The sequence below is a fragment of the Actinomyces mediterranea genome, from assembly GCF_900155595.1.
Taxonomy (GTDB): Bacteria; Actinomycetota; Actinomycetes; order Actinomycetales; family Actinomycetaceae; genus Pauljensenia; species Pauljensenia mediterranea.
The window spans coordinates 576,852-598,065 of record NZ_FTPB01000003.1 but is presented as its reverse complement, the minus strand read 5'-3'; the positions used below and the strand labels follow the sequence as shown (position 1 = coordinate 598,065).

The 21,214-nt window shown below is 63.8% G+C and carries 22 protein-coding genes; 19 read left to right on the top strand and 3 right to left on the bottom strand.

What is annotated here, in order from left to right; translation table 11 throughout:
* Window positions 1-72: 72 nt before the first annotated feature.
* The 14 genes from secY (at window position 73) to glmM (ending at window position 11,332) form a co-directional block, all read left to right on the top strand.
* Window positions 73-1,365 carry a preprotein translocase subunit SecY gene (secY, locus tag BQ7471_RS03765; RefSeq protein ID WP_076464299.1) on the top strand — a complete coding sequence of 431 codons (1,293 nt, stop codon included), beginning with the start codon at window positions 73-75 and terminating at the stop codon, window positions 1,363-1,365.
* Window positions 1,362-1,940, top strand: coding sequence for an adenylate kinase (locus BQ7471_RS03760; protein WP_076464297.1), 579 nt, complete (start codon window positions 1,362-1,364; stop codon window positions 1,938-1,940). The genes secY and BQ7471_RS03760 overlap by 4 nt, the downstream gene beginning before the upstream one ends.
* Window positions 1,941-2,025: 85 nt before the next feature.
* Window positions 2,026-2,940 carry a type I methionyl aminopeptidase gene (locus tag BQ7471_RS03755; protein ID WP_129583340.1) on the top strand — a complete coding sequence of 305 codons (915 nt, stop codon included), beginning with the start codon at window positions 2,026-2,028 and terminating at the stop codon, window positions 2,938-2,940.
* 252 nt (window positions 2,941-3,192) lie between these two features.
* Window positions 3,193-3,414, top strand: a complete 222-nt coding sequence (infA, locus tag BQ7471_RS03750; protein ID WP_076464296.1) for a translation initiation factor IF-1 — start codon at window positions 3,193-3,195, stop codon at window positions 3,412-3,414.
* A gap of 40 nt (window positions 3,415-3,454) precedes the next feature.
* Window positions 3,455-3,568, top strand: a complete 114-nt coding sequence (gene rpmJ / locus BQ7471_RS03745) for a 50S ribosomal protein L36 (protein ID WP_003790577.1) — start codon at window positions 3,455-3,457, stop codon at window positions 3,566-3,568.
* A gap of 150 nt (window positions 3,569-3,718) precedes the next feature.
* The gene (rpsM, locus tag BQ7471_RS03740) at window positions 3,719-4,093 is read left to right on the top strand and encodes a 30S ribosomal protein S13 (RefSeq protein ID WP_076464294.1); all 375 of its coding nucleotides are present in this window, start codon (window positions 3,719-3,721) and stop codon (window positions 4,091-4,093) included.
* 70 nt (window positions 4,094-4,163) lie between these two features.
* The gene (gene rpsK / locus BQ7471_RS03735; protein WP_076464293.1) at window positions 4,164-4,574 is read left to right on the top strand and encodes a 30S ribosomal protein S11; all 411 of its coding nucleotides are present in this window, start codon (window positions 4,164-4,166) and stop codon (window positions 4,572-4,574) included.
* 144 nt (window positions 4,575-4,718) lie between these two features.
* Window positions 4,719-5,717 carry a DNA-directed RNA polymerase subunit alpha gene (locus tag BQ7471_RS03730; RefSeq protein WP_076464291.1) on the top strand — a complete coding sequence of 333 codons (999 nt, stop codon included), beginning with the start codon at window positions 4,719-4,721 and terminating at the stop codon, window positions 5,715-5,717.
* Between the two features lie 42 nt (window positions 5,718-5,759).
* The gene (rplQ, locus tag BQ7471_RS03725) at window positions 5,760-6,257 is read left to right on the top strand and encodes a 50S ribosomal protein L17 (protein ID WP_076464290.1); all 498 of its coding nucleotides are present in this window, start codon (window positions 5,760-5,762) and stop codon (window positions 6,255-6,257) included.
* A 184-nt stretch (window positions 6,258-6,441) separates the two neighbouring features.
* Complete coding sequence (locus BQ7471_RS03720; RefSeq protein ID WP_076464288.1) at window positions 6,442-7,191, top strand: ROK family protein; 750 nt, start codon at window positions 6,442-6,444, stop codon at window positions 7,189-7,191.
* Window positions 7,179-8,126 (top strand): tRNA pseudouridine(38-40) synthase TruA, encoded by a 948-nt coding sequence (gene truA, locus BQ7471_RS03715; protein ID WP_076464287.1) that lies wholly within the window; start codon window positions 7,179-7,181, stop codon window positions 8,124-8,126. Before BQ7471_RS03720 ends, truA begins: the two co-directional genes overlap by 13 nt.
* Window positions 8,127-8,369: 243 nt before the next feature.
* A complete protein-coding gene (gene rplM / locus BQ7471_RS03710) occupies window positions 8,370-8,813 on the top strand; it encodes a 50S ribosomal protein L13 (RefSeq protein ID WP_076464442.1) in 444 nt (147 codons plus the stop codon).
* Between the two features lie 44 nt (window positions 8,814-8,857).
* Window positions 8,858-9,349, top strand: a complete 492-nt coding sequence (gene rpsI / locus BQ7471_RS03705; protein WP_076464285.1) for a 30S ribosomal protein S9 — start codon at window positions 8,858-8,860, stop codon at window positions 9,347-9,349.
* A 621-nt stretch (window positions 9,350-9,970) separates the two neighbouring features.
* A complete protein-coding gene (glmM, locus tag BQ7471_RS03700) occupies window positions 9,971-11,332 on the top strand; it encodes a phosphoglucosamine mutase (RefSeq protein WP_076464284.1) in 1,362 nt (453 codons plus the stop codon).
* 161 nt (window positions 11,333-11,493) lie between these two features.
* Here glmM and coaA read toward each other — a convergent pair whose 3' ends face one another.
* From coaA to BQ7471_RS03685, 3 genes are read right to left on the bottom strand one after another with little or no spacing between them, the layout of a single operon-like run.
* A complete protein-coding gene (gene coaA, locus BQ7471_RS03695; protein ID WP_076464282.1) occupies window positions 11,494-12,468 on the bottom strand; it encodes a type I pantothenate kinase in 975 nt (324 codons plus the stop codon).
* A 21-nt stretch (window positions 12,469-12,489) separates the two neighbouring features.
* Window positions 12,490-14,649: a GDSL-type esterase/lipase family protein gene (locus BQ7471_RS03690; protein ID WP_076464281.1), complete on the bottom strand. Its 2,160-nt coding sequence runs from the start codon at window positions 14,647-14,649 to the stop codon at window positions 12,490-12,492.
* A gap of 49 nt (window positions 14,650-14,698) precedes the next feature.
* Window positions 14,699-15,202 carry a hypothetical protein gene (locus BQ7471_RS03685; RefSeq protein WP_159438508.1) on the bottom strand — a complete coding sequence of 168 codons (504 nt, stop codon included), beginning with the start codon at window positions 15,200-15,202 and terminating at the stop codon, window positions 14,699-14,701.
* Between the two features lie 240 nt (window positions 15,203-15,442).
* Here BQ7471_RS03685 and glmS point away from each other — a divergent pair, with 240 nt between their 5' ends.
* From glmS to BQ7471_RS03660, 5 genes are all read left to right on the top strand, one after another.
* A complete protein-coding gene (gene glmS / locus BQ7471_RS03680; RefSeq protein ID WP_076464278.1) occupies window positions 15,443-17,353 on the top strand; it encodes a glutamine--fructose-6-phosphate transaminase (isomerizing) in 1,911 nt (636 codons plus the stop codon).
* A 228-nt stretch (window positions 17,354-17,581) separates the two neighbouring features.
* On the top strand, window positions 17,582-18,103 hold the full coding sequence (locus BQ7471_RS03675) for a hypothetical protein (RefSeq protein WP_076464276.1): 522 nt from the start codon (window positions 17,582-17,584) through the stop codon (window positions 18,101-18,103).
* The gene (locus BQ7471_RS03670; protein ID WP_076464275.1) at window positions 18,087-18,626 is read left to right on the top strand and encodes a hypothetical protein; all 540 of its coding nucleotides are present in this window, start codon (window positions 18,087-18,089) and stop codon (window positions 18,624-18,626) included. The genes BQ7471_RS03675 and BQ7471_RS03670 overlap by 17 nt, the downstream gene beginning before the upstream one ends.
* 21 nt (window positions 18,627-18,647) lie before the next feature.
* The gene (locus BQ7471_RS03665; RefSeq protein WP_076464441.1) at window positions 18,648-19,442 is read left to right on the top strand and encodes a DeoR/GlpR family DNA-binding transcription regulator; all 795 of its coding nucleotides are present in this window, start codon (window positions 18,648-18,650) and stop codon (window positions 19,440-19,442) included.
* Between the two features lie 214 nt (window positions 19,443-19,656).
* Complete coding sequence (locus tag BQ7471_RS03660; protein ID WP_076464273.1) at window positions 19,657-21,213, top strand: ABC transporter substrate-binding protein; 1,557 nt, start codon at window positions 19,657-19,659, stop codon at window positions 21,211-21,213.
* Window position 21,214 lies beyond the last annotated feature (1 nt).

Genomic DNA, 21,214 nt, shown 5'->3' with positions numbered 1-21,214 from the left:
ACTCGGGTAGGCTGACACGGTCGATACCGGGGGACAACCCCCGCGCATGCCCACCACCAGTAGGAGGAAGCCTTGCTCAGTGCTTTCGCACAGGCGTTCCGCACCCCTGATCTGCGCCGAAAACTGCTTTTCACGCTGCTCATCATGGCGATGTTCCGCCTCGGATCGTATATTCCGACTCCCGGCGTGGACTCGAAGGCCATCCAGCAGTGCCTCGCGCAACAGAATGAGGTGAACCTGCTCGACCTCGTCAACCTCTTCTCCGGTGGCGCACTCCTCCAGCTGTCGATCCTCGCCCTCGGCATCATGCCCTACATCACCGCGTCGATCATCATCCAGCTGCTCCGCGTCGTCATCCCGCGCTTCGACGACCTCTATAAAGAGGGACAGACCGGGCAGGCGAAGCTCACCCAGTACACCCGCTACCTCACGATCTTCCTCGGCGTGCTCCAGGCGACGACAACCATCACCCTGGCGCGCACAGGGCGCATGTTCTCCGGCTGCTCTCAGTCCGTCATCGCTGACAAGTCGTGGTGGATGTTCCTCATCATGGTGATCGTCATGATGGCGGGTACGGGCGTCGTCATGTGGCTCGGTGAACTCATCACAGAGCGCGGCATCGGCAACGGCATGTCGCTGCTCATCTTCACCTCCATCGCAGCGCGCCTGCCCTCCCAGGTACTCTCCATCGGACAATCCGGTAAATGGGGCGCCGTCGGGGCGATCGTGCTCATGCTCTTCGGCGTCACACTCGCGATCGTATTCATCGAGCAGGCCCAGCGTCGCATCCCCGTCCAATACGCCAAGCGCATGGTGGGACGGCGCCAATACGGCGGCACCACCACCTACATCCCGCTGAAGATCAACATGTCGGGCGTCATCCCCGTCATCTTCGCGTCCTCGATCTTGGCGCTGCCCCTCATGGTCGCCCAGTTCGGCAATGCCACGGACGGCTGGGTCCAGTGGATCACCGCTAACTTCCACCAGGACTCGTGGGTGTATCTGACGATTTATGCGCTCCTCGTCCTGTTCTTCGCGTTCTTCTACACGACGATTACCTTCAACCCGGACGAGGTCGCCGACAATATGAAGCGCTACGGTGGCTTCATCCCCGGATACCGCGCGGGACGGCCCACCGCTGAGTTCCTGCGCTACGTCATCAACCGCATCACGTCAGCAGGCGCGCTCTACCTCGTCGTCATCGCCCTGCTGCCGTCGCTGCTCATCATCCCCCTGAAGCTGTCCTCCTCACAGATGCCCTTCGGTGGAACGACACTGCTCATCATCGTCGGCGTCGGTCTGCAGACGGTCAAGGAGATCAACACCCAGCTCCAGCAGCACCATTACGAAGGATTCTTGCGATGACCGCTGTTATTCTCCTCGGCCCTCCCGGAGCCGGTAAGGGCACGCAGGCCGCCCGTATCGCCGAGCGGCTCTCCATCCCGGCGATCTCCACCGGTGAAATCTTCCGCGCAAACATCGCCGAGGGAACGCAGATCGGCCTCAAGGCGAAGGAATACATCGATCGCGGCGAACTCGTCCCCGACTCGGTCACGAACGTCATGATGAGGGCCCGTCTCGAGGCCCCCGACGTCGAGGCCGGATTCCTCCTCGACGGGTATCCCCGCAATGTGGACCAGGTCCACTTCCTCGCCGGACTGTGCGAGGACTTCGGCACCAAGATCGACGTCGTCGTCGAGATCCAGGTCGATGAGGACGAGGTCGTCACCCGCATGCTCAAGCGCGCCGAAGAACAGCACCGCGCCGATGACACCGAGCCCGTCATGCGCCACCGTTTCGAGGTGTACCGCGCGCAGACGGAGCCCGTCGCCGCCTACTACGCGGATCACGACATGCTGGAAGTCGTCAACGGCATGGGAACGGTCGACGAGGTCTCCGAGCGGATCTTCGCCGTTCTGGACGCTCATCGAGAAGGCTGACCATCCTTCATCTGCATACCGCGCGGCGATTGGAGCCGCGCGGTTCATGCTGTCATCGCCGCGCATGTGTTGAAAGGATCTGACAGTGGTGCGTATTGAAATCAAGACGCTCGAACAGCTCAAGTGGATGCGCGAGGCCGGCCTCGTCGTGGCCGACATCCACGCGTCGCTGCGCGACGCCGTCGCGCCGGGCGTCACAACCGCCGAACTCGACGCCGTCTCCGCTGCAACGATCGCTCGGGGCAACGCGACATCGAACTTCCTGCACTACGGGGGCTATCCCGCAACCGTGTGCATCAGCGTCAACGACGTCGTCGTCCACGGCATCCCGGGTCCCCTCACCCTGCGCGAGGGCGACCTCGTGAGCTTCGACTGCGGAGCCTGGGTCGGCAGGAACGGGCGCCAGTGGCACGGGGACGCCGCCTTCTCAATGATCGTCGGCGACGAGTGGATCTCCGATGAGCGCTTCGCAGCGGGGGAGAGGGCGAGCGGACGCCCGGTTGACGGAGTCGCGCAGGCTACGATGCGGCGCCGACGCGAACTCGATGCGGTGACTCGCGAATCCCTGTGGGCGGCCCTCGCCGGTCTGGCCGGGGCGAAGCGCGTCTCCGCAGTGGGACGTGCCGTCGAAGATGTGGTCGCTGCGCGCGCTGAAGAGCTCGGCTGGGAGGCGGGCATCATCGAGGAGTACACCGGCCACGGCATCGGTACAGCCATGCATCAGGCGCCCGAGGTCCTCAACTACAACGCGCGCGGCATCAGTGCCAAGATCAAACCGGGGATGGTGCTCGCCGTTGAACCGATGCTGACGACGGGCAGGATTGACACTCTCACCGAGGCCGACGAATGGACCGTGCGAACAGTCGACGGGTCGGACGCCGCGCACTGGGAGCACTCGATTGCGATCATGCCCGATGGGGGAGTGAGCGTTTTGACGGCTCCCGATGCGGGTGCGGCAGGCCTGGCCCCCTATGGTGTAACGCCCATGAGCCTCGACTGATCGAAAAACAGAGCGAAGAACAATCGGGAGGCGACCCGAAAACTGTGTGCGTTTGAGCGGGGCAAGCAGGAGTGACACACGGGTGTAACGGGACTCCAGGCGGATCGTGAGGCAGTCGACAGGGTAGCCGACTACCATAGCGGCGGCATTATGCCGTAAAGTGGACGATTGGGCGTGTCGCCACAGGGAAGTACTGTACCTGGGACGCCCTCGGCGGTACACCGCCGCCGAACACCGAAGAATGTAGAGGATATGGCGAAGAAAGACGGCGTCATCGAAATGGAGGGCAAGGTCATCGAGGCCCTGCCGAACGCGATGTTCCGCGTGGAGCTCAACAACGGCCACGTTGTCCTGGGGCACATTGCGGGAAAGATGCGACAGCACTACATCCGAATCCTTCCTGAGGATCGTGTCGTCGTCGAACTCAGCCCCTATGACCTCTCACGAGGTCGGATCGTCTACCGATACAAGTAAGAACCGACACTGACCGCCCTCGGGCGGTGGAGGAACCACCATGAAGGTCAAGCCGAGTGTCAAGAAGATCTGTGACAAGTGCAAGGTGATTCGTCGCCACGGCAATGTCATGGTCATCTGTGACAACCCCAGGCACAAGCAGCGTCAGGGCTGAACCCCGACAACGCTGACCCCAGGGCGTAAGCCCGACAGGATCGCACCACGTGCCGCAGATGCGGCAACCCCCGGTTCGGAGGCCGGGGCCGGGTGGCTCACCCGGAAGGGGCGATGACGACCTCCGAGGAACAACTGGAGCACCAACAACATGGCACGTATTGCCGGTGTCGATCTCCCTCGCGAAAAGCGACTGGAGATCGCACTCACCTACATCTACGGAGTGGGCCGCACCCGCGCCGCCGAGACCCTCGAAGCGACGGGCGTCAGCCCCGATCTGCGCGTCAAGGACGCCACCGAAGAGGATTTCGTCAAACTCCGCGATTACATCGAATCGAATTTCAAGGTTGAGGGCGACCTCCGCCGCGAGGTTCAGGCTGACATCCGTCGAAAGATCGAGATCGGCTCCTACCAGGGACTTCGCCACCGTCGTGGTCTGCCGGTACACGGACAGCGCACGAAGACCAACGCTCGTACCCGTAAGGGCCCCAAGCGCACCGTTGCAGGCAAGAAGAAGGCCAAGTAAGGCCTCGCGGCCAGTCGATCAGATTGGATCGGGCCGCTCACACGACTGAAGAAGGAACAGAGTCACAAACATGGCAGCTGCAAAGACCTCGCGCGCCGGTGCTGGACGCAAGCCCCGTCGCAAGATTTCCAAGAACGTCACGCACGGACACGCGTACATCAAGTCGACGTTCAACAACACGATCGTGTCCCTCACCGACACCACCGGTGCCGTCATCGCCTGGGCCTCCTCCGGCCAGGTCGGCTTCAAGGGTTCGCGCAAGTCCACCCCCTTCGCCGCTCAGCTCGCTGCGGAGGCCGCCGCTCGTCGCGCCCAGGAGCACGGCATGAAGAAGGTCGACGTCTTCGTCAAAGGCCCCGGTTCCGGCCGTGAGACCGCGATCCGCTCCCTCCAGGCCGCAGGCCTCGAGGTCGGCTCGATCCAGGACGTCACACCTCAGGCCCACAACGGTGCTCGCCCGTCGAAGCGTCGCCGCGTCTGATATGTCTCATGGGGTTCGACCTCGTCACTAGACGAAAGGATCCCCACGTCTGAGCGCCGCACCCGTGGCCTCACACCCCCTGTCCCGACACGGGACCCACTGTCCGGCGTCATATAGCGGTCGCCGGGAAGAAAGGACTAAGACGTGCTCATTGCAGAGCGACCCATCCTGACCGAAGAGAGGGTCAGTGAATTCCGCTCCCGCTTCACTCTGGAACCCCTCGAGCCCGGGTTCGGATACACGTTGGGCAATTCCTTGCGCCGTACTCTGCTCTCGTCGATCCCCGGAGCTGCGGTTACGTCCATCCGCATCGATGGCGTTGCCCACGAGTTCCGTACGATCGAGGGCGTGAAGGAAGACGTTGCTGAGATCGTCCTCAACATCAAGCAGATCGTCCTCTCCTCTGAGATGGACGAGCCGGTTGTGATGTACCTGCGCAAGGCCGGCCCCGGCGCCGTCGTCGCAGGCGATATCACGCCCCCTGCCGGTGTGGAGATCCACAACCCCGATCTGCATCTCGCGACCCTCAACGAGAAGGGCAAGCTGGAGATCGAACTGACGGTCGAACGAGGCCGCGGCTACGTGTCCGCAGCCCAGAACAAGGACCCGCAGGCCGAGATCTCCCGCATCCCGATCGACTCCATCTACTCGCCCGTCGTCAAGGTGACTTACAAGGTCGAGGCGACCCGTGTCGAGCAGCGCACCGACTTCGATCGCCTCGTCATCGACGTGGAGACCAAGCCGGCGATCACCCCCCGCGATGCCATTGCCTCCGCAGGCAAGACCCTCGTCGAATTGTTCGGCCTCATGCGTGAACTCAACGAGGAGGCCGAAGGCATTGAAGTGGGTCCGTCGACCACCGACGCGACCCTCGCCGCCGACCTCGCGCTGCCGATCGAGAACCTCAACCTGCAGTCGCGTTCGTACAATGCGCTGCGCCGCCGCGGAATCCTCACCGTTGGCGAGCTTGTCGCCCACTCCGAGGTCGACCTGCTCGACATCCGCAACTTCGGGACGAAGTCGATCGAGGAGATCAAGGAATCGCTCGCCGCCCTCGGGATGACACTGAAGGATTCGGTGATGCCGACCTTCACAGAGCCCGACTCCGGTTCGATCCAGTTCAGCGACGAACAGTCCATCTGACCGCTTGCGTCCGATGGACGCACATAACTCGTAGGAGACACAATGCCCACCCCCAAGAAGGGTGCTCGTCTGGGCGGCAGCCCGGCACACCAGAAGCTGATCCTGTCGAACCTGGCGACTCAGCTCATCGAACACCGCGCTCTGACGACGACGGAGGCCAAGGCCAAGCTGCTGCAGCCCTACTTCGAGAAGCTCGTTACCAAGGCGAAGCGCGGCGACATGCACGCCCGGCGCACCGTGGCGAAGAAGATCACCTCGAAGGACGCCGTCTACATGCTCTTCGATGAGATCGTCCCCGCGATGGATTCCGAGCGTCAGGGCGGCTACACCCGCCTCATCCGCGTCGGCAACCGCAAGGGTGACAATGCGCCCCTCATGCGCATTGAACTCGTCATGGAGAAGGTCGAGAAGAAGGCCGTCGTGAAGGCGGCCGAGAAGACCGCCGCTAAGGCAGCCGAGGCGCCGAAGGCTGAAGAGCCCACGGTCGAGGAGCCCACTGAAGAGGCTTCCGCCGAGGACACAGCCGCCGAGGAGAAGTGATTCTCCGGTAGGCGACTTCGCCAGTCATGCAGGGGCCGGGTGATCCGCGCGGATCACCCGGCCCCTGCATTGCGCCAGGCTCGGTCCCAGAACGTCTTGCCGCTGGGAGCCGATGCCCGTCGCCGACTGCCCTGTGTGCGCCGCTCGTGCGCCGACGCCCGCCCCGTCAACTAGTGTGGAGCACATGGCTGAAGAGATGACGCTGGCGATCGACTGCGGCGGCGGCGGGATCAAGGCGTCCGTCCTTGATGAACGCGGCACCATGATCGCGCCTCCCACGCGCACACCCACACCCTATCCGCTGCCCCCGGAACTGCTCGTGCAGAGAGCGTTCGACCTCGCCGAGAGGCTCCCGCAGGCGGATCGCGTCACCATGGGCATGCCGGGGATGATCCGCCATGGAGTCGTCATCGCCACCCCGCACTACATCACGAAATCGGGTCCACGCTCGCGCGTCCTTCCCGAACTCGTCGAAAAGTGGCGTCACTTCGACATGGGGCGCGCCATCAGCGCCGCCCTCGGCCTACCGGCGAAGGTCCTCAACGACGCGGAGGTCGCGGGCGCCGGAGTCGTCACCGGGCGCGGCCTCGAAATGATCATCACCCTGGGGACGGGACTGGGCAACGCCGTCTTCGACGGAGGCCAACTCGCCCCCCATATCGAACTCTCCCAGGGCTTCGTGCGCTGGGGACTCACCTACGACGACTACATCGGCGAACATGAGCGGCTGCGGCTCGGCGACGTCCACTGGTCGCGGCGCGTGCGCCGCATCATCGACGGACTGCGGCCCATGTACATGTGGGACAGGCTCTACCTCGGCGGCGGCAATTCGAAGCGCATCACCGAGTCGAATCGGAACAGACTCGGCGACGACGTCATCATCGTCCCCAATAATGCGGGCATCATCGGGGGAGTGCGGGCGTGGGACCTCTAGACGCGGCCCGATCTCCGCACTCCGTCGATGGAGAGGAAGCGAGGATCCGCCTCGACCTCGCCTATGACGGCACGGACTTCCACGGATGGGCCGCCCAGCCTGGCCTGCGCACCGTCCAGGGGAGTATCGAGGACGTCTTCGCAGTGGTGACTAGGGGCCCCGCCGCCCTCACCGTTGCAGGGCGCACCGATGCGGGTGTGCACGCGAGCCACCAGACCGCCCACCTCGACATGCCGCTGGCGCTATGGCGGCGACTCGCGCCCAGGGGCGCAAACCCCGACGATGAGGACGCAATCGGCGCTGCCCTCGTCCGCAGGATCAACGGCCTTCTCGCCCGAAGCTACTCGACATGGTGCTGCGACAGGGGCGTGAATTGCGCGGCGGGCACCTCAGATGTCGTCATCACCGCTGCCGCGCGCGTCGACGTATCCTTCGATGCGCGCTTCAGCGCCTTGGGGCGCCACTATTGCTACAGGCTCAGTGAAGGAGCACTCGACCCGTTACGCAGGAGGGACGTCCTCGCCGTGGGAGAGACACTCGATCTCGACGCGATGAACGAGGCCTCAGCCGCCCTGCTCGGCGAACACGACTTCCTCGCCTACTGCCGACCGCGTGACGGAGCGACGACGATCCGCACCCTCACGCGCCTCGAGGCCACCAGAGCGGGAGGAATCGTCGAGGTGCGCGTCGGCGCCGACGCATTCTGCCACTCCATGGTCCGCTCCCTCGTGGGCGCACTGCTGCCCGTCGGTAGGGGAGCACGCGAGACGACATGGCCCAAGGAGCTGCTGGATGCGCGCTCGCGGGCGTCTGCCGCACCGATTGCGCCCGCTCACGGCCTCACCCTCGAAGGGGTCGAGTATCCGCCCCCGTCGCAGTGGGCGGAGCGGTCCGCCCGCGCGAGGGCGCGCCGCGACTGCGCCGCTTTGGCGTGAGCGCCGCTTCTGCTTCTCGGGGACGCCGATGCTGAGGAATCGGACACAGTGCCCCTACGGCTTTGACCCGAATCGGGGGCCTCGATAAACTGAATAATGCTGTGCGTCAACAGCGCCCTCGGTGTTCTCCCACTCGCCGCCCGGCAGCTCGTCGACGCCTCGCGCGAACCGTTTCATCGTGAGCGCGGCCCTCGCTTTCGAGTGCTGCAGCTCCATGACCGACAAGAATTGAAGGTTACGCCCGTGCGCACCTATTCACCCAAGCCCGGGGATGCGGACAAGAAGTGGTACGTCATTGACGCCACTGACGTCGTCCTCGGCCGCCTGGCGGCGCAGGTTGCCGCCCTCCTCCGTGGGAAGCACAAGCCGACGTTCGCCCCGCACATGGACATGGGCGACTACGTCATCATTATCAATGCGGACAAGGTCGCCCTCACCGGCAACAAGCTCGACCAGAAGATGGCGTACCGCCACTCCGGCCGTCCCGGTGGTCTGACCGCGACCCCCTACCGCGACCTCATGGCCAAGTCGCCTGAGCGCGCGGTGGAGAAGGCCGTCCGCGGCATGCTTCCCCACAACAGCCTCGGCCGCGCGCAGTTCAAGAAGCTGCACGTCTACGTCGGTGCTGAGCACCCCCACGCCGGCCAGTCGCCGGTTCCCTACGAGATCACCCAGGTCGCTCAGTGAGCGCAGCGCGTGACTGAGAACCTTTCAACTTACTGAGGAGAACCGTGGCTGAGACCATCGACCTCGTCGAGCTGGATGAGGAGAACGCCCCCAGCTCGTACACCACCGAGACTGAGACCGCGCCCGCCGGCGCAGGCCAGTCCATCACCGCGCCCGGCGCGGGCCTGGGCCGCCGTAAGGAGGCCGTTGCCCGCGTTCGCCTGGTTCCCGGAACCGGCGAATGGAAGATCAACGGACGCACGCTCGAGGACTACTTCCCGAACAAGCTGCACCAGCAGCTCGTGAAGTCGCCCTTCGTCCTTCTCGACCTCGACGGCCGTTTCGACGTCATCGCCCGCATCAACGGGGGCGGCATCTCCGGCCAGGCGGGCGCTCTGCGCCTCGGCATCGCGCGCGCGCTCAATGAGATCGACCGCGATGCAAACCGTCCGGCGCTGAAGAAGGCGGGCTTCCTGACCCGCGATGCGCGCGCTACCGAGCGCAAGAAGGCCGGCCTCAAGAAGGCCCGAAAGGCCCCGCAGTACTCGAAGCGCTGATCCCACGCACAGTCTGCAGCTGCAGCCCCGCTCCTCGACTCACGAGGGCGGGGCTGCAGTGCTGTGACGGATTCTGGAGTGCTTTTGACATCCCAGTGTGCGGTAAATGCGCGTGACAGCGACGGACTTGTGTGCGCCATGAAGAGTCGCATGCAGAGGGGGCGTTCCCCCTCATGCAGGAGAATCCAGAGAGCGACGAGTATCGAAAGCCAATGGACGATGAGCCTCATCGGGGGATTCATGGGGGTGCTCCTTGGCGATCAGAGGTTGCAAAGATATGACAAACAAGTTGATCGGGATACTTCTGCCCACGGTGTGCAGCTGCGCCCGCTGGCGGCAAAAATGATGCGATCTTCTTCTTTATCGTTGAAGTAATATTTCTCTGTCTCTTGGTTTCGGCAGACCGTTATATCGTTGATTGATTCGGGGCCGGCATCGAAAGGTGACTAATCTCGGTCTGAATCTGGTCGTGAGGTAGAGTTCTCTAGATTTTGACAGTGTGCTATATGTCACAGTTTAGAGCGGGGAGGTGAAAACGGTTTCAGCGGTCCCTCCGGCATTGTTCTGCATCGGTAGCGATATGATTCATGCGTCAGTGTTCAGCTGCGAAAGGGATGCGATATGACCAGGATGTTCGGTACGGACGGAGTTCGCGGCCTCGCCAATGAGCTGCTGACCCCAGCCTTGGCGGTCCAACTCGGCGAAGCAGCCGCCCGCGTCCTCACCAAGGACATCCCCGCGGGGAAGCTCTCGCGCACGGGCCGTCCCCGCGCCATCGTCGGACGCGACACCCGTGCCAGCGGCGAGTTCCTCGACCACGCGATCAGCGCCGGTCTTGCGGCCTCCGGTGTCGACGTTACTCGCGCGGGCGTCCTCCCCACTCCTGCGATCGCGCACCTGACGGCGACGCAGAACATCGACCTCGGTGTCGTTATTTCCGCCTCGCACAACCCCTTCGAAGACAATGGGATCAAGTTCTTCGCGCGCGGCGGCTACAAACTCGAAGACGCCGTCGAGGACGAGATCGAAGCCCTCCTCGGCAAGGTCGACGCCCGCCCCACAGGCGTCGGCGTCGGGCGCGTCATCAAGGGGGAGACGGTCGCCGATCAGACGTACATCAACCACCTCGTCGACTCCGTCGGTACGGATCTGTCCGGCCTGCGCATCGTCGTGGACGCGGCCAATGGTGCGGCCTCGTCAGTCGGTCCCGCGGCGCTGCGCGCAGCGGGAGCCGAAGTCATCGCGATTAATGCCTCACCCGACGGTCTCAATATCAATGACGACTGCGGTTCGACTCACCCCGAGCAGCTCCAGAACTACGTCACCTCGGTCCATGCGGATATGGGCGTCGCCTATGACGGCGATGCGGACCGCTGCCTCGCCGTTGATGCGGATGGCAGGCTCGTCGATGGCGACCAGATCATGGGGCTGCTCGCGGTCGGTATGAAAGCAGATGGAACTCTCGGCTCCGACACCCTTGTCGTTACGGTTATGAGCAACCTCGGCCTCATCCTCGCGATGCGTGAACACGGGATCCGCACTGTGCAGACCGGGGTGGGCGACCGCTACGTGCTGGAGAAGATGCTCCAGGGCGGGTACACCCTGGGCGGTGAACAATCCGGCCACGTCATCGACTCGCTGCATGCGACCACCGGCGACGGCGTCCTCACCTCGTTGAGGGTCGCCGCGCGGATGAAGCGCACCGGCAAGTCCCTGGCCGAGTTGGCGAGCATCGTCACACGCCTTCCGCAGACCCTCATCAATGTCAAAGGTGTGGATAAGGGCGCCGCGGGGACGAATAAGGCGGTGCAGGCTGCCGTCGCCGAAGCCGAGGTGGAACTCGGCGACACGGGGCGCGTCCTTCTGCGCCCCTCGGGCACTGAGCCGCTCGTGCGCGTCATGGTGGAGGCGGCCACCCAGGATCGGGCGGACTCCGTTGCCTCTCGCCTCGCTGATGTTGTCAAGGAGAACCTGTCCCTGTGAGGGACGTGAACGCTTAACCCGCTAAACGCACACGCTTTCCCCTCTCGTCGCCATTGCGACTGCTGCGCCTCGCGCATTGTCGCAGCAGAGTCTTCTGCTGAAAAACATCACTCCCGATAGGCGAGGAGCCGTGTGCGTTTTAGCGTGTGATCCGGTCGGCGTCAGTCCTTGCGGATGAGGAGGGACTCGACCCGGTGGTGGGGGCCCTTCGTGAAGATCATGGTCGCGCGCTCCCGCGTCGGCGCAATGTTCTCCCGCAGGTTCGGCAGATTGATCGCCGTCCACACCATCCGTGCCGTCACCGCCGCCTCTTCGTCGCTCAACCCCGCATAGGTGCGGAAGAACGAGTCCTCGCGGGAGAAGGCCGTGCGGCGCAGGGTGAGGAAGCGATCGACGTACCACTGCTCGATGGATGTCTCATCGGCGTCGACATAAATGGAGAAGTCAAAGTAGTCCGACACTGCGACCCCCACTGATCCGGGCTGTACGCGCGGAGGCTGGAGCACATTGAGACCCTCGACGATGAGGATGTCGGGGGCGTCGATGCTCAGGGTCTTACCCTCGACGATGTCGTAGACGACATGGGAGTAGACGGGCACCTCGAGATGGGGCGCCCCTGATTTGACCTTGGCGAGGAAATCAATGAGTGCGCCGCGGTTGTAGGACTCGGGGAAACCCTTGCGCGCAAGGATCCCCTTCGCTTCGAGCACCGCATTCGGATAGAGGAACCCGTCAGTGGTGACGAGGTCGACGCGCGGAGTGTGCTCCCATCGGGACAAGAGGAGTTGCAGCAGACGCGCAACAGTCGACTTGCCCACGGCGACCGACCCCGCGATCCCGATGACGAAGGGGGTTGGGGTATGAGCGCGTTCTCCGAGGAAAGCACGTCGCTCACGGGCCGTGCGCCTGCGCCCGTCCACGTAGAGTTGGAGGAGGGCCGACAGGGGGCGGTAGATCACGTCCACTTCGGTCATATCGATCGGATCGCCAAGAGAGGCGATCCGATCGATATCGTCCTGAGTGAGGGGCAGGGGAGTGCGGTCGACGAGTCGATCCCACTGTTCGCGTTCGAATCGGGTGAAGGGCGAGACGCGGCGCCGTTCCTGGTGAGTCAACACCCCTGTATTGTCCCGCATATCGCCTGATCCGTGTGCGCATCAACTCCTTCGCGTACGGGCGATGAGAATGAAGCTGCCGATGCCGAACAGGAGAAGTACGACGACTCCTACGCTCATCGTCGCCGACCCTGAATGCGCCAGGTCGGATTCCTGTGAGTTCTTCGGCGCCGTCCCGGGGCCGGCGGCCGATGAACTCTGCTGGTCCGAAGGCGATGCCGGTGGGATACTCGGGGAGGGATCCCCGGACTGGGAGGCTCCCGGATCGGGTGTCGGCAAGGGCGCCCCGTCGAGGAGTTCGATGACACCGGTGCGATCGGCGGGCACCTCGGGCTCAGGTTCGGGCTCGGGCGGAACGACAACGGACAGAGGTGCGGAGCCCTTCGCGGTCTTGCCCGCCGAATCCGTCACTTGGACGCTCGCGATGCCCTCGAAGGGCTCAGTGAAGACGTGCTGGGTGAAGCCAGTCGTCGTGGTCTCGTCGACGAGACCATCCGAATCGAAATCCCACTCGTAGCTCGTGAGCCCGCCGTCGAGGGCGTAGGAGCCGCGCGCGTCGAAGTCGAGGGATTCGCCGACCTCGCCGGAGATCGGCCCTTGGAGCCAACCGAAGGGCTTATCGAGGGCGGTTGTGATCGCTTCGGTGATGCGGTCGGGCACATCCGAGGAGTCTCGGAGGCTGAAGGCCTTCCCACCGGTTTCGTCAACAAGGTCCTGGAAGGCGCCTGTAACGCTCGTCAAACTACCGGTGTCCACCGCATAGACTTCGACCGGATCGACCGCGAGTGCGTGGACTGCAGCCGAATGAGCGGTGTGCCCGGTCACCGGTTCGGGGTTCTTCGCCGGTGCATCGCCGAGGACGATCGCGATCTTGCGCACTCCCGCGCGCCACGGCAGATCAAGAGCCGCCGTTACCCCCGAATACACGGTCTCGGGCCAATCGCCGCCCCCGTCGACGCTGACCGCGTCGAGGGCCGAACGCAGGGCTTGGGGGTCCGAGGTGAAGTCGAGCTCGACTCGAGCCGGGTAGTCGCCCTCGTCACCGCCCTGATCTGCGAAGTCCTTGTAGGTGACAAGGGCGAAGCGGTGGGAGTCCGTCAACGACTCGATCTTGGAGACGATGCCGGTGACGTTGGCGCGAACCTCTCCGATGTCGTCTTTCATCGAGCCCGTCGCATCGACGACGAAGACGATATCGATGTCGGCCAGGCCCGGTTGGATCGGCTCTGCGGAGAAAGAGACGCCGACGTTCTTCTGAATCTCATCGGCCATCATGCGGTGACCCGTGATATTCGGGTGGTAGAAATTCATCTTGTCGGTGCTCCACTTGCTCGACGTGTTCCCCCCGGACTCGACGCCCTCGGTCTCGAAGAACTCGTTGATCCAGCGCGCAGGATTGCGGTGGAGCGCGGACGGGTCGGGCTCGTGGCCGTCGAAGGCCTGCGGGATGGAGTCGATGAAAGACACCTTCATCTTGTGGGAGGCATTCCACGAATCTACGAGCGCCTTCTGCTTCGCCGTGGCGCTCGTGCCGAGCGACCGCACACGGCTGCCGACATCGGTCTGCTCGTATCGCATACAGATACACTGTCCGTCGATGGTCCAGATGTACTCGGCGCAGCTCGCAAGCGCGTACTCCCGAGTCGTCGCCAGGAGGGGATAAGCGAGGAGGACGACGTGGCCGTCGTCTCCGATCCTGTCGTTGACCCGCTCGAGGATCGTCCGGGTCGCATCGATCGTCGCATCGAGCCCGGATTCGGCGGTGTCGAGAGCATTGACGCAGTCTTCACGACTCCGCAGGCCGGCTGCGAAGCAGGAGGAGACGATGGTGGAGAACTCGATGTCATTGCCCCCGATGGTGAGCATCACGAGATCGGTCTCCTCCGAAATGCGTGGAATCTGCTCATTGAGGACGTTCGAAGTCACCGAGCCGGAGACGGCGAGATTCGTCAGGGTCGTGTGGATCCCGTGAGAGTTGAGCCATGCGGTGTACACCCGCGCCCAGTTGCGCGTCGAACGGTAACTCGTCCCCTTGGTGCCCGGCTCGTAGGCTCCGGCTCCATTGCCGGCCGAGTAGGAGTCCCCGATGACGACGGCGTTCAACCGGAGGTCGGGGTCGACTGCCGAAGCGGTCGGCGCGGCGGCGAAGGGAAGGGCGATGAGTCCAAGGGCTGCGAGCGCCGTAATTGCCTGTCTCTTCATGGGTCCTCCTTGGCGATGGGATGGGTGTGCGGTTCGGATTAGGGGCTGTTCAGGAGTAGAAGAGCCTGACACTCACGCATGGCTCCGAGACGGCGCCGGGCGGGTTGGACGGGTTTTCGTCAATGATGAGGCAGGTGCGGTTTTCCGGGGAGGACGCGTCGCGGTTGAGAACCGTTGTCTGAGAGTCAGTCGCGGCATCGTCGACGTGAAAGCCGAGCGTTTCGGCGGCGCGGACGATGTCCCCACGCACCTGCGACGGCGAGGATCCTCCGGTCGAGTAGCAGGCCGCGACGACATCCGGCGTCGCCTTTGCGAAGAGGCCCGCCGGTGTCGACACTTCAAGGCCGAGCCTGGGATGGTCGGCGACGACGCGCCCGACGATCGGATCCTCGACGAGGGCCGTGAGACGCGACGAACGCCCCCACCATCCCGATTCGGCACCCACGGTGTAGCCGCCGAAGCCGACCGCAGCCAGGAGGGCAACGACGAGCCCGCCGATGAGCAGGGGGCGCCGAGGAGTATTCGCACGAGGTCGATGCTGGTAAGCGCTCATGATGCGGCGACCATATCGGGTGGGGCGAGGGGTTTTCAATAGCAGAATCGACATGCGGGACACCCCGCGCGCTCCGGAATAGGTGCCGATATGGATGATCGGCGTCGATATCCGCATGTCAGATCGTCGCCGAACAGCAGGATCGACACCACGCATCGCATCCTATCTGACAAGTGGATCTCGGCACACACGTGCGTAGGGGCGTGCGCATCGCCCAACCGCTGTGCTGGAATTGCACTCATGTGTGGAATCGTTGGACACGTGGGACGGTCGGCGTCGCAGCGCTCGCGCCTGGTCGTCATGGACGGACTCGCCCGCCTCGAATACCGGGGCTATGACTCGGCGGGCATCGCCCTCGTCGCGCCGGGCGTACTCGACGTCATTCGGGCGGTCGGCAAATTGGCGAACCTGGCTGACGCCATTGACGAGAAGGCCCCCGACGGTGCCCTCGCCGCCATTGGACACACCCGTTGGGCGACCCACGGGCGCCCCACCGTCACCAACGCCCACCCGCACACGAGCGCCGACGGCCGCTTCGCCCTCGTCCACAACGGGATCATTGAGAATGCCGACGCCCTGCGCCAAGAGCTCATCGCCGACGGCGTCTCATTCGCCTCCGACACCGACACCGAAGTCGTCGTCCACCTCCTCGCCCGCACCTACGACGCCGCCGCGGACGCATGGGACGGCGAGCTCGCAGGGGTCTTAAGCGCCTCCGAAGCCCCGGTCCGCCGCCTCGTCGCCGCGCTGCGCCGGGTCGCCGACCGTCTGCAGGGCACATTCACCCTCCTCGTCGTCACCACCGAGGCGCCCGATGCGATCGTCGCAGCGCGCCGCTCCTCGCCCTTGGTCATCGGACTGGGGGAGGGGGAGAACTACCTCGGCTCCGATGTCCTCGCCTTCGTCGAACACACGAACCGGGCCGTCGAAATCGGTCAGGACCATACGGTCGTCGTCACAGCCGACGCCGTCACCGATATCAACGCCGCGGGCGTCCCCATCCCCCTCAGGGAATACGAGGTCGACTTCGCCTCCGACCGGGCTACCAAGGGCGTATGGCCGACCTTCATGGACAAGGAGATCAACGAGCAGCCGCGCGGCGTCGCCGACACACTCGCCGACCGCATCGACTCCCACGGGCGCCTCGCACTCGACGAGGTCCGCATCCCCGAGCACGTCCTGCGCACCATCGACAAGATCATCATGATCGGCTGCGGAACCGCCTCCTACGCCGGGCAGGTCGCCCGCTATGCTATCGAGCACTGGTGCCGCATCCCCGTCGAGGTTGAATTATCCAGCGAATTCCGCTACCGCGATCCCGTCGTCACGGAGAAGACCCTCATCGTTGCGATCTCCCAGTCCGGGGAAACCATGGACACGATCATGGCGATCCGTCACGCGCGCGAGCAGGGCGCGAAAGTCGTCGCCGTCGTCAATACCCCCGGCTCCACCATCTCGCGCGAATCCGATGCCGTGCTCCTTACTCACGCGGGCCCCGAGATCGCCGTCGCCTCTACGAAGGCCTTCACCTCGCAGATCACCGCCTGCTACATCCTCGGCCTCTACCTTGCGCAGGTGCGCGGCAATAAATACGCCGACGAGGTCGCCGACTACATGGACAAGCTCGCAGAAGCGCCCGCGAAGATCCAGCAGGTCCTCGACGGGGCCGAGACGGTCCGCCAATTCGCGCGGACCATGGCGGACGCGACCTCCGTCATCTACCTGGGTCGCCACGTCGGCTTCCCCGTCGCCCTCGAAGGAGCCCTCAAACTCAAGGAAATCTGCTACATCCACGCAGAGGGCTTCGCAGCGGGAGAACTCAAGCACGGGCCGATCGCCCTCGTCGACGATGGCCAGCCCGTCATCGTCATCGTGCCGACCCCCAGGCGCCCGGAGCTGCACTCCAAAGTCCTCGCCAATATCCAAGAGGTCCGCGCCCGCGGCGCGAAGACGATCATCGTCGCCGAAGAAGGGGACGGGGCGGTCGACGAATTCGCCGATATCGTCTTCCGTGTGCCCGCCATCCCGACTCTGTACGCGCCGCTCCTCGCCGTCGTGCCGCTGCAGGTCTTCGCCTGCGAATTGGCGAAGACGAAGGGCCTCGACGTCGATCAGCCGCGCAACCTCGCCAAGTCCGTCACCGTCGAATAGGCGCGCTCGACCTCCTGTGGCGGGCTGAAGGCCCGTTCTGAGCTCGCTCCTCGTGCCGGCTGAAGGATGCCATCGGTCACGGCATCCGACAACTCGGGAAAGCCCGCTCCTCGTGCCCGCGTGAGAGATCCCGCTGTGTAATGCGAGAGGAATGCGCGAGTGCTGTGATACTTGCGTCACACAATATGCAATGTTATGATCGAAATTGATTGAGAGTGGGAGGTTTGTATGAGTGACGTGCTTCCATTCGCTGATGTGAAGGATCGAGGAGCCGCCGACTTCTACTTCTGCATCAACGCGACTTTCGCCTATCTCGCCGACAGGATCGGCGCCGAGGGGCTGAGGCGCTACTGGGGGGAACTCGGTCGCGACTATATGAGCCCGGTATGGATGAGATGGCGCGAAGGCGGCCTGGATGCGGTGGCCGCTTATCTTCAGCGCTCATTCGACGTGGAACCAGGATCTGAGGCAAGGGTCGAGCGCGACGACGATGCGGTCGAATTAACCGTGCTCCGCTGTCCGGCGATCGCCCATCTCAGGGCCAACGGCAGACAGCCGTACAAGGACTACTGCCAGCACTGCTATTTCGTGTTCGACTCGGCGGCACGACGGGCGGGTCTGGCCGTCCGCGTCGAAGGAGGGAACGGGAGCTGTCGACAGAGGATCCTCCCGGCCGGGCTCGCCTCCCCCCAGGATCTGTCGAAGATCAGCACCTGCTCAACGGAGGCCCCTGATGCTCGGCACCTATGATTTCTGCGGACATTACGCATGGACGTTCACCTGGCTCCGAACGAACCTCGGAGAAGACGAGTTGATGCGCTACTGGCGCGAAGCGGTCTCGAAGGATGCGCAACGGCATGCGCGACGCGCCTTCATGGAGGGCTTCTCCGGAATGGAGAAGTACTGGGGGCGCTCTCTCGCTGAGGAGGGAGCGGGCTACACCTCGGACCGGTTCATCGTGGAGGGGGAAGAGGTCATGCGAATCGACATGTACGCCTGCCCGTCGCAGGGATTCCTGCTCCGCAATGGACTGGATTATTCGGCCGACTACTGTTCGCATTGCGCGGCATGGATCGAGCCCGCGCTCGAGGACGCCGGATACTCGGCCGACCACGAGCATGATCACCTCGGCCACTGCTGGTGGGAGATCCGCGCCGAGTCCTCCAAGGCCAAGGCGTCTGCGCCCGGAGCGGTCTCGGGTCACGACGATGTTCGCCTCCTCGGATCCTGGTCGGAGGAGAACGTGCATCGCGTCGAGCGGCGGCTCGGGTGAGCGACTGGAGGTGTGGACGTGATGGGGAGGAATGGACTCGTCGGTGCCGAGCGGAGGAAGGCGATCCTTCGAATGGTCACCGAGAGGGGAAGCGCGTCGGTCGCGGATCTGTGCGCGGACCTCGACGTGTCACCTGCGACGATTCATCGCGATCTGACGGTGCTGTCGGGCGGCGGCCTCGTCGAGCGGGTCCACGGCGGTGTACTGGCGCCCGCCGGGGGGGCCGATGATCCTCACGTCCTCAACGAGAAGGCGAGTCGCCAGGACGAGAAGAATCGGATCGCGAGCGCCGCGTTGCGCTTCGTTTCGCCCGAGGTTCACAGCGTCTTCCTCGAAGCGAGTACGACGGTCGCGCCCCTGGCCTCTCTTCTGCGCGACCGACGCGATCTCGTGTTCTTGACGAACAGCCCGGAGATCGCCCTCGAGTTGGCGACCTCGGGCACGGAGGTCACCCTTGTCGGCGGCCAACTCCGCGCCCGCACGCTCGCCACCGTCGGTCCCGATGCGAACCGGCAGATCAGCGCCGCGCGCGTCGATGTCGCGTTCATCGGCGTCAGTGCGATCGATGAAGAGGGACTGTCGTCGATGAATGCGATCGAGGCGGAGACGAAATCCATGATCATCGCGTCGGCGAGGATGAGGGTCGCTCTTGGCGACTATACGAAACTGGGGAAGAGGGCGCTCGCACACGTCGCCCCCACGGCCTCCATCAATGCGCTCGTGACGGATTCCAGAGCGGATGTCGAAGCCGTCGAACTCTTGAGGCGGGGCGGACTCGATGTCGTCATCGCGGACGCCGTGTCCGGAGCCGAGTGAATCCAGTATCTCCGGCGCCGATGGCGCAGGGAGATCCGAGTCTCTCGGATGCGTTCACACTGCGGCATGATCTGTCTGCTCGAACAGGAGAATCGGTACGTTCAGCGATATCTTTGGAAGAAGATGCAGTTTTATTCATTAATCTGTGATTGATCTTGCGAGATTCTGAGTAGTATGTTTCAATAGATCTCACACTCCAAGGAAGGAGAGAGGTATGCGTACCACAAGAGTCGGTATCGCGATCGCCCTAGCGATGAGCACGGCAATGGCGCTGAGCGGCTGCGGAGGATCTGATCAGACGTCGTCGGCCTCGTCGGGAGGCGCATCACCCGGTACCGCCGGGAACAGGGTCGTGCTCATCAGCCGGCAGGATCCAGGATCGCTGGACTACACGAAGAGCCTCCAGACGGCGCTGCTGAACTGGATCCCGGGCAATGTCGTCGAGCCGCTTCTCAGCAAGGACGACAACGGGGAGGTAGGCCCCGGACTCGCGGACTTCGAGGTCAACCCCGAAAGGACGGAATACACCTTCACGATCGGGGACAACAGCTTCTCGGACGGGTCGAAGATCACGGCCTCCGATGTCGTCTTCTCCCTCAACACGATGAAGGAGAGCCCGATCGCGAATTGGGCGAGCGCCTACACACAGGTCTCGTCGATCGAAGAGCTCGACGAGAACCGGGTGAAAGTCACACTCAAGCAGCCGAGTCAGGCATTCATTCAGGGGATGACCTCTGTTCCGGGACTCATCCAGCCGGAGGCCGCCTTCGACGGGATCGCGACGAATCCCATCGGCTCGGGCCCCTACGTCCTCGCCGAGTACGTCCAGAACTCCCGGATCCTCCTCAAGGCCAACCCCCACTACGCCGGTGAGAAGCCAGCGATCGAAGAGGCCGAGATCCGGATCATCACGGACGGCGCCGCGGCCCTCAACGCATTGAAATCGGGCGAGGCCGACGGAATGCCGCTGATCCAGAACGACATGTGGGAGCAGTTGAAGAATCAGAGGCTCGACGAGCAGATGACGCTGCTGCAGAATCCGGCCATGGGAGAGAAGCAGTACCTCGTCCTCAATGCGAACGGCGAGAATACCAAGGATCGCGAAGTCCGACGGGCGATCGCCTCCGCCATCGATCGGAGTGCACTGGTCGCCGCAGTCAACGCCGATTGGGCGATGGTGCCGACCTGCGACTACGGTCTGGAGACCGATCCATGGGTCAAAAGGGCGGACTCGCAGACCTGTCCGGTGCCAGAGGACGCGAACCTGGCGAAGCAGCTCGCCGAGAAACTCGATCTGGGAGCGCGAGCGAGCCACTTCGTCTCCCTGAGCGACGTTCCGGATCTGTCCCTTCCCGCTGATGTCCTCATCGAACAGTTCAAGACCGCTGGGATCACAGTGGATCGCGAGCCGATCGATCTCGCCCGCTACAGCCAGACGATCTTCCAGGGCAGGCCCCCGCAGTTCGAGGTGACCAATATGAGCGACCCCGCGGGGATCACGCAATTCACCTGCGCCGACGCGGACTCTGCGGGGTGGACGACGTACTGCTCCTCCGAGTTCACCGACCTGATCGTTAAAGCGGACGCAGCGGCGGACGCCCAGGAGTACAACGATCTGCTCGGACAGGCGAACGATATCCTCAAGAACGACATGGTCATCGTTCCCCTCACCTACACCTATGGCATCGGCCTTGCGAAGCCGGATCTGAAGAACGCCGGGGCCGCCTCGGTGGTCTTCAAAGAGATCCCTCTCTACGAGATGTCGTGGTGAC

Excerpts from the sequence above, each read along its gene's own strand:
- rpsK (WP_076464293.1), top strand. The coding sequence starts at position 4,164 with ATGGCAGCTGCAAAGACCTCGCGCGCCGGTGCTGGACGCAAGCCCCGT.
- rpsM (WP_076464294.1), top strand. The coding sequence starts at position 3,719 with ATGGCACGTATTGCCGGTGTCGATCTCCCTCGCGAAAAGCGACTGGAG.
- BQ7471_RS03660 (WP_076464273.1), top strand. The coding sequence starts at position 19,657 with ATGCGTACCACAAGAGTCGGTATCGCGATCGCCCTAGCGATGAGCACG.
- BQ7471_RS03670 (WP_076464275.1), top strand. The coding sequence starts at position 18,087 with ATGCTCGGCACCTATGATTTCTGCGGACATTACGCATGGACGTTCACC.
- rpmJ (WP_003790577.1), top strand. The coding sequence starts at position 3,455 with ATGAAGGTCAAGCCGAGTGTCAAGAAGATCTGTGACAAGTGCAAGGTG.
- BQ7471_RS03665 (WP_076464441.1), top strand. The coding sequence starts at position 18,648 with ATGGGGAGGAATGGACTCGTCGGTGCCGAGCGGAGGAAGGCGATCCTT.
- glmM (WP_076464284.1), top strand. The coding sequence starts at position 9,971 with ATGACCAGGATGTTCGGTACGGACGGAGTTCGCGGCCTCGCCAATGAG.
- BQ7471_RS03720 (WP_076464288.1), top strand. The coding sequence starts at position 6,442 with ATGGCTGAAGAGATGACGCTGGCGATCGACTGCGGCGGCGGCGGGATC.
- BQ7471_RS03760 (WP_076464297.1), top strand. The coding sequence starts at position 1,362 with ATGACCGCTGTTATTCTCCTCGGCCCTCCCGGAGCCGGTAAGGGCACG.
- rplQ (WP_076464290.1), top strand. The coding sequence starts at position 5,760 with ATGCCCACCCCCAAGAAGGGTGCTCGTCTGGGCGGCAGCCCGGCACAC.
- BQ7471_RS03690 (WP_076464281.1), bottom strand. The coding sequence starts at position 14,649 with ATGAAGAGACAGGCAATTACGGCGCTCGCAGCCCTTGGACTCATCGCC.
- coaA (WP_076464282.1), bottom strand. The coding sequence starts at position 12,468 with ATGCGGGACAATACAGGGGTGTTGACTCACCAGGAACGGCGCCGCGTC.
- BQ7471_RS03685 (WP_159438508.1), bottom strand. The coding sequence starts at position 15,202 with ATGAGCGCTTACCAGCATCGACCTCGTGCGAATACTCCTCGGCGCCCC.
- infA (WP_076464296.1), top strand. The coding sequence starts at position 3,193 with ATGGCGAAGAAAGACGGCGTCATCGAAATGGAGGGCAAGGTCATCGAG.
- glmS (WP_076464278.1), top strand. The coding sequence starts at position 15,443 with ATGTGTGGAATCGTTGGACACGTGGGACGGTCGGCGTCGCAGCGCTCG.
- BQ7471_RS03675 (WP_076464276.1), top strand. The coding sequence starts at position 17,582 with ATGAGTGACGTGCTTCCATTCGCTGATGTGAAGGATCGAGGAGCCGCC.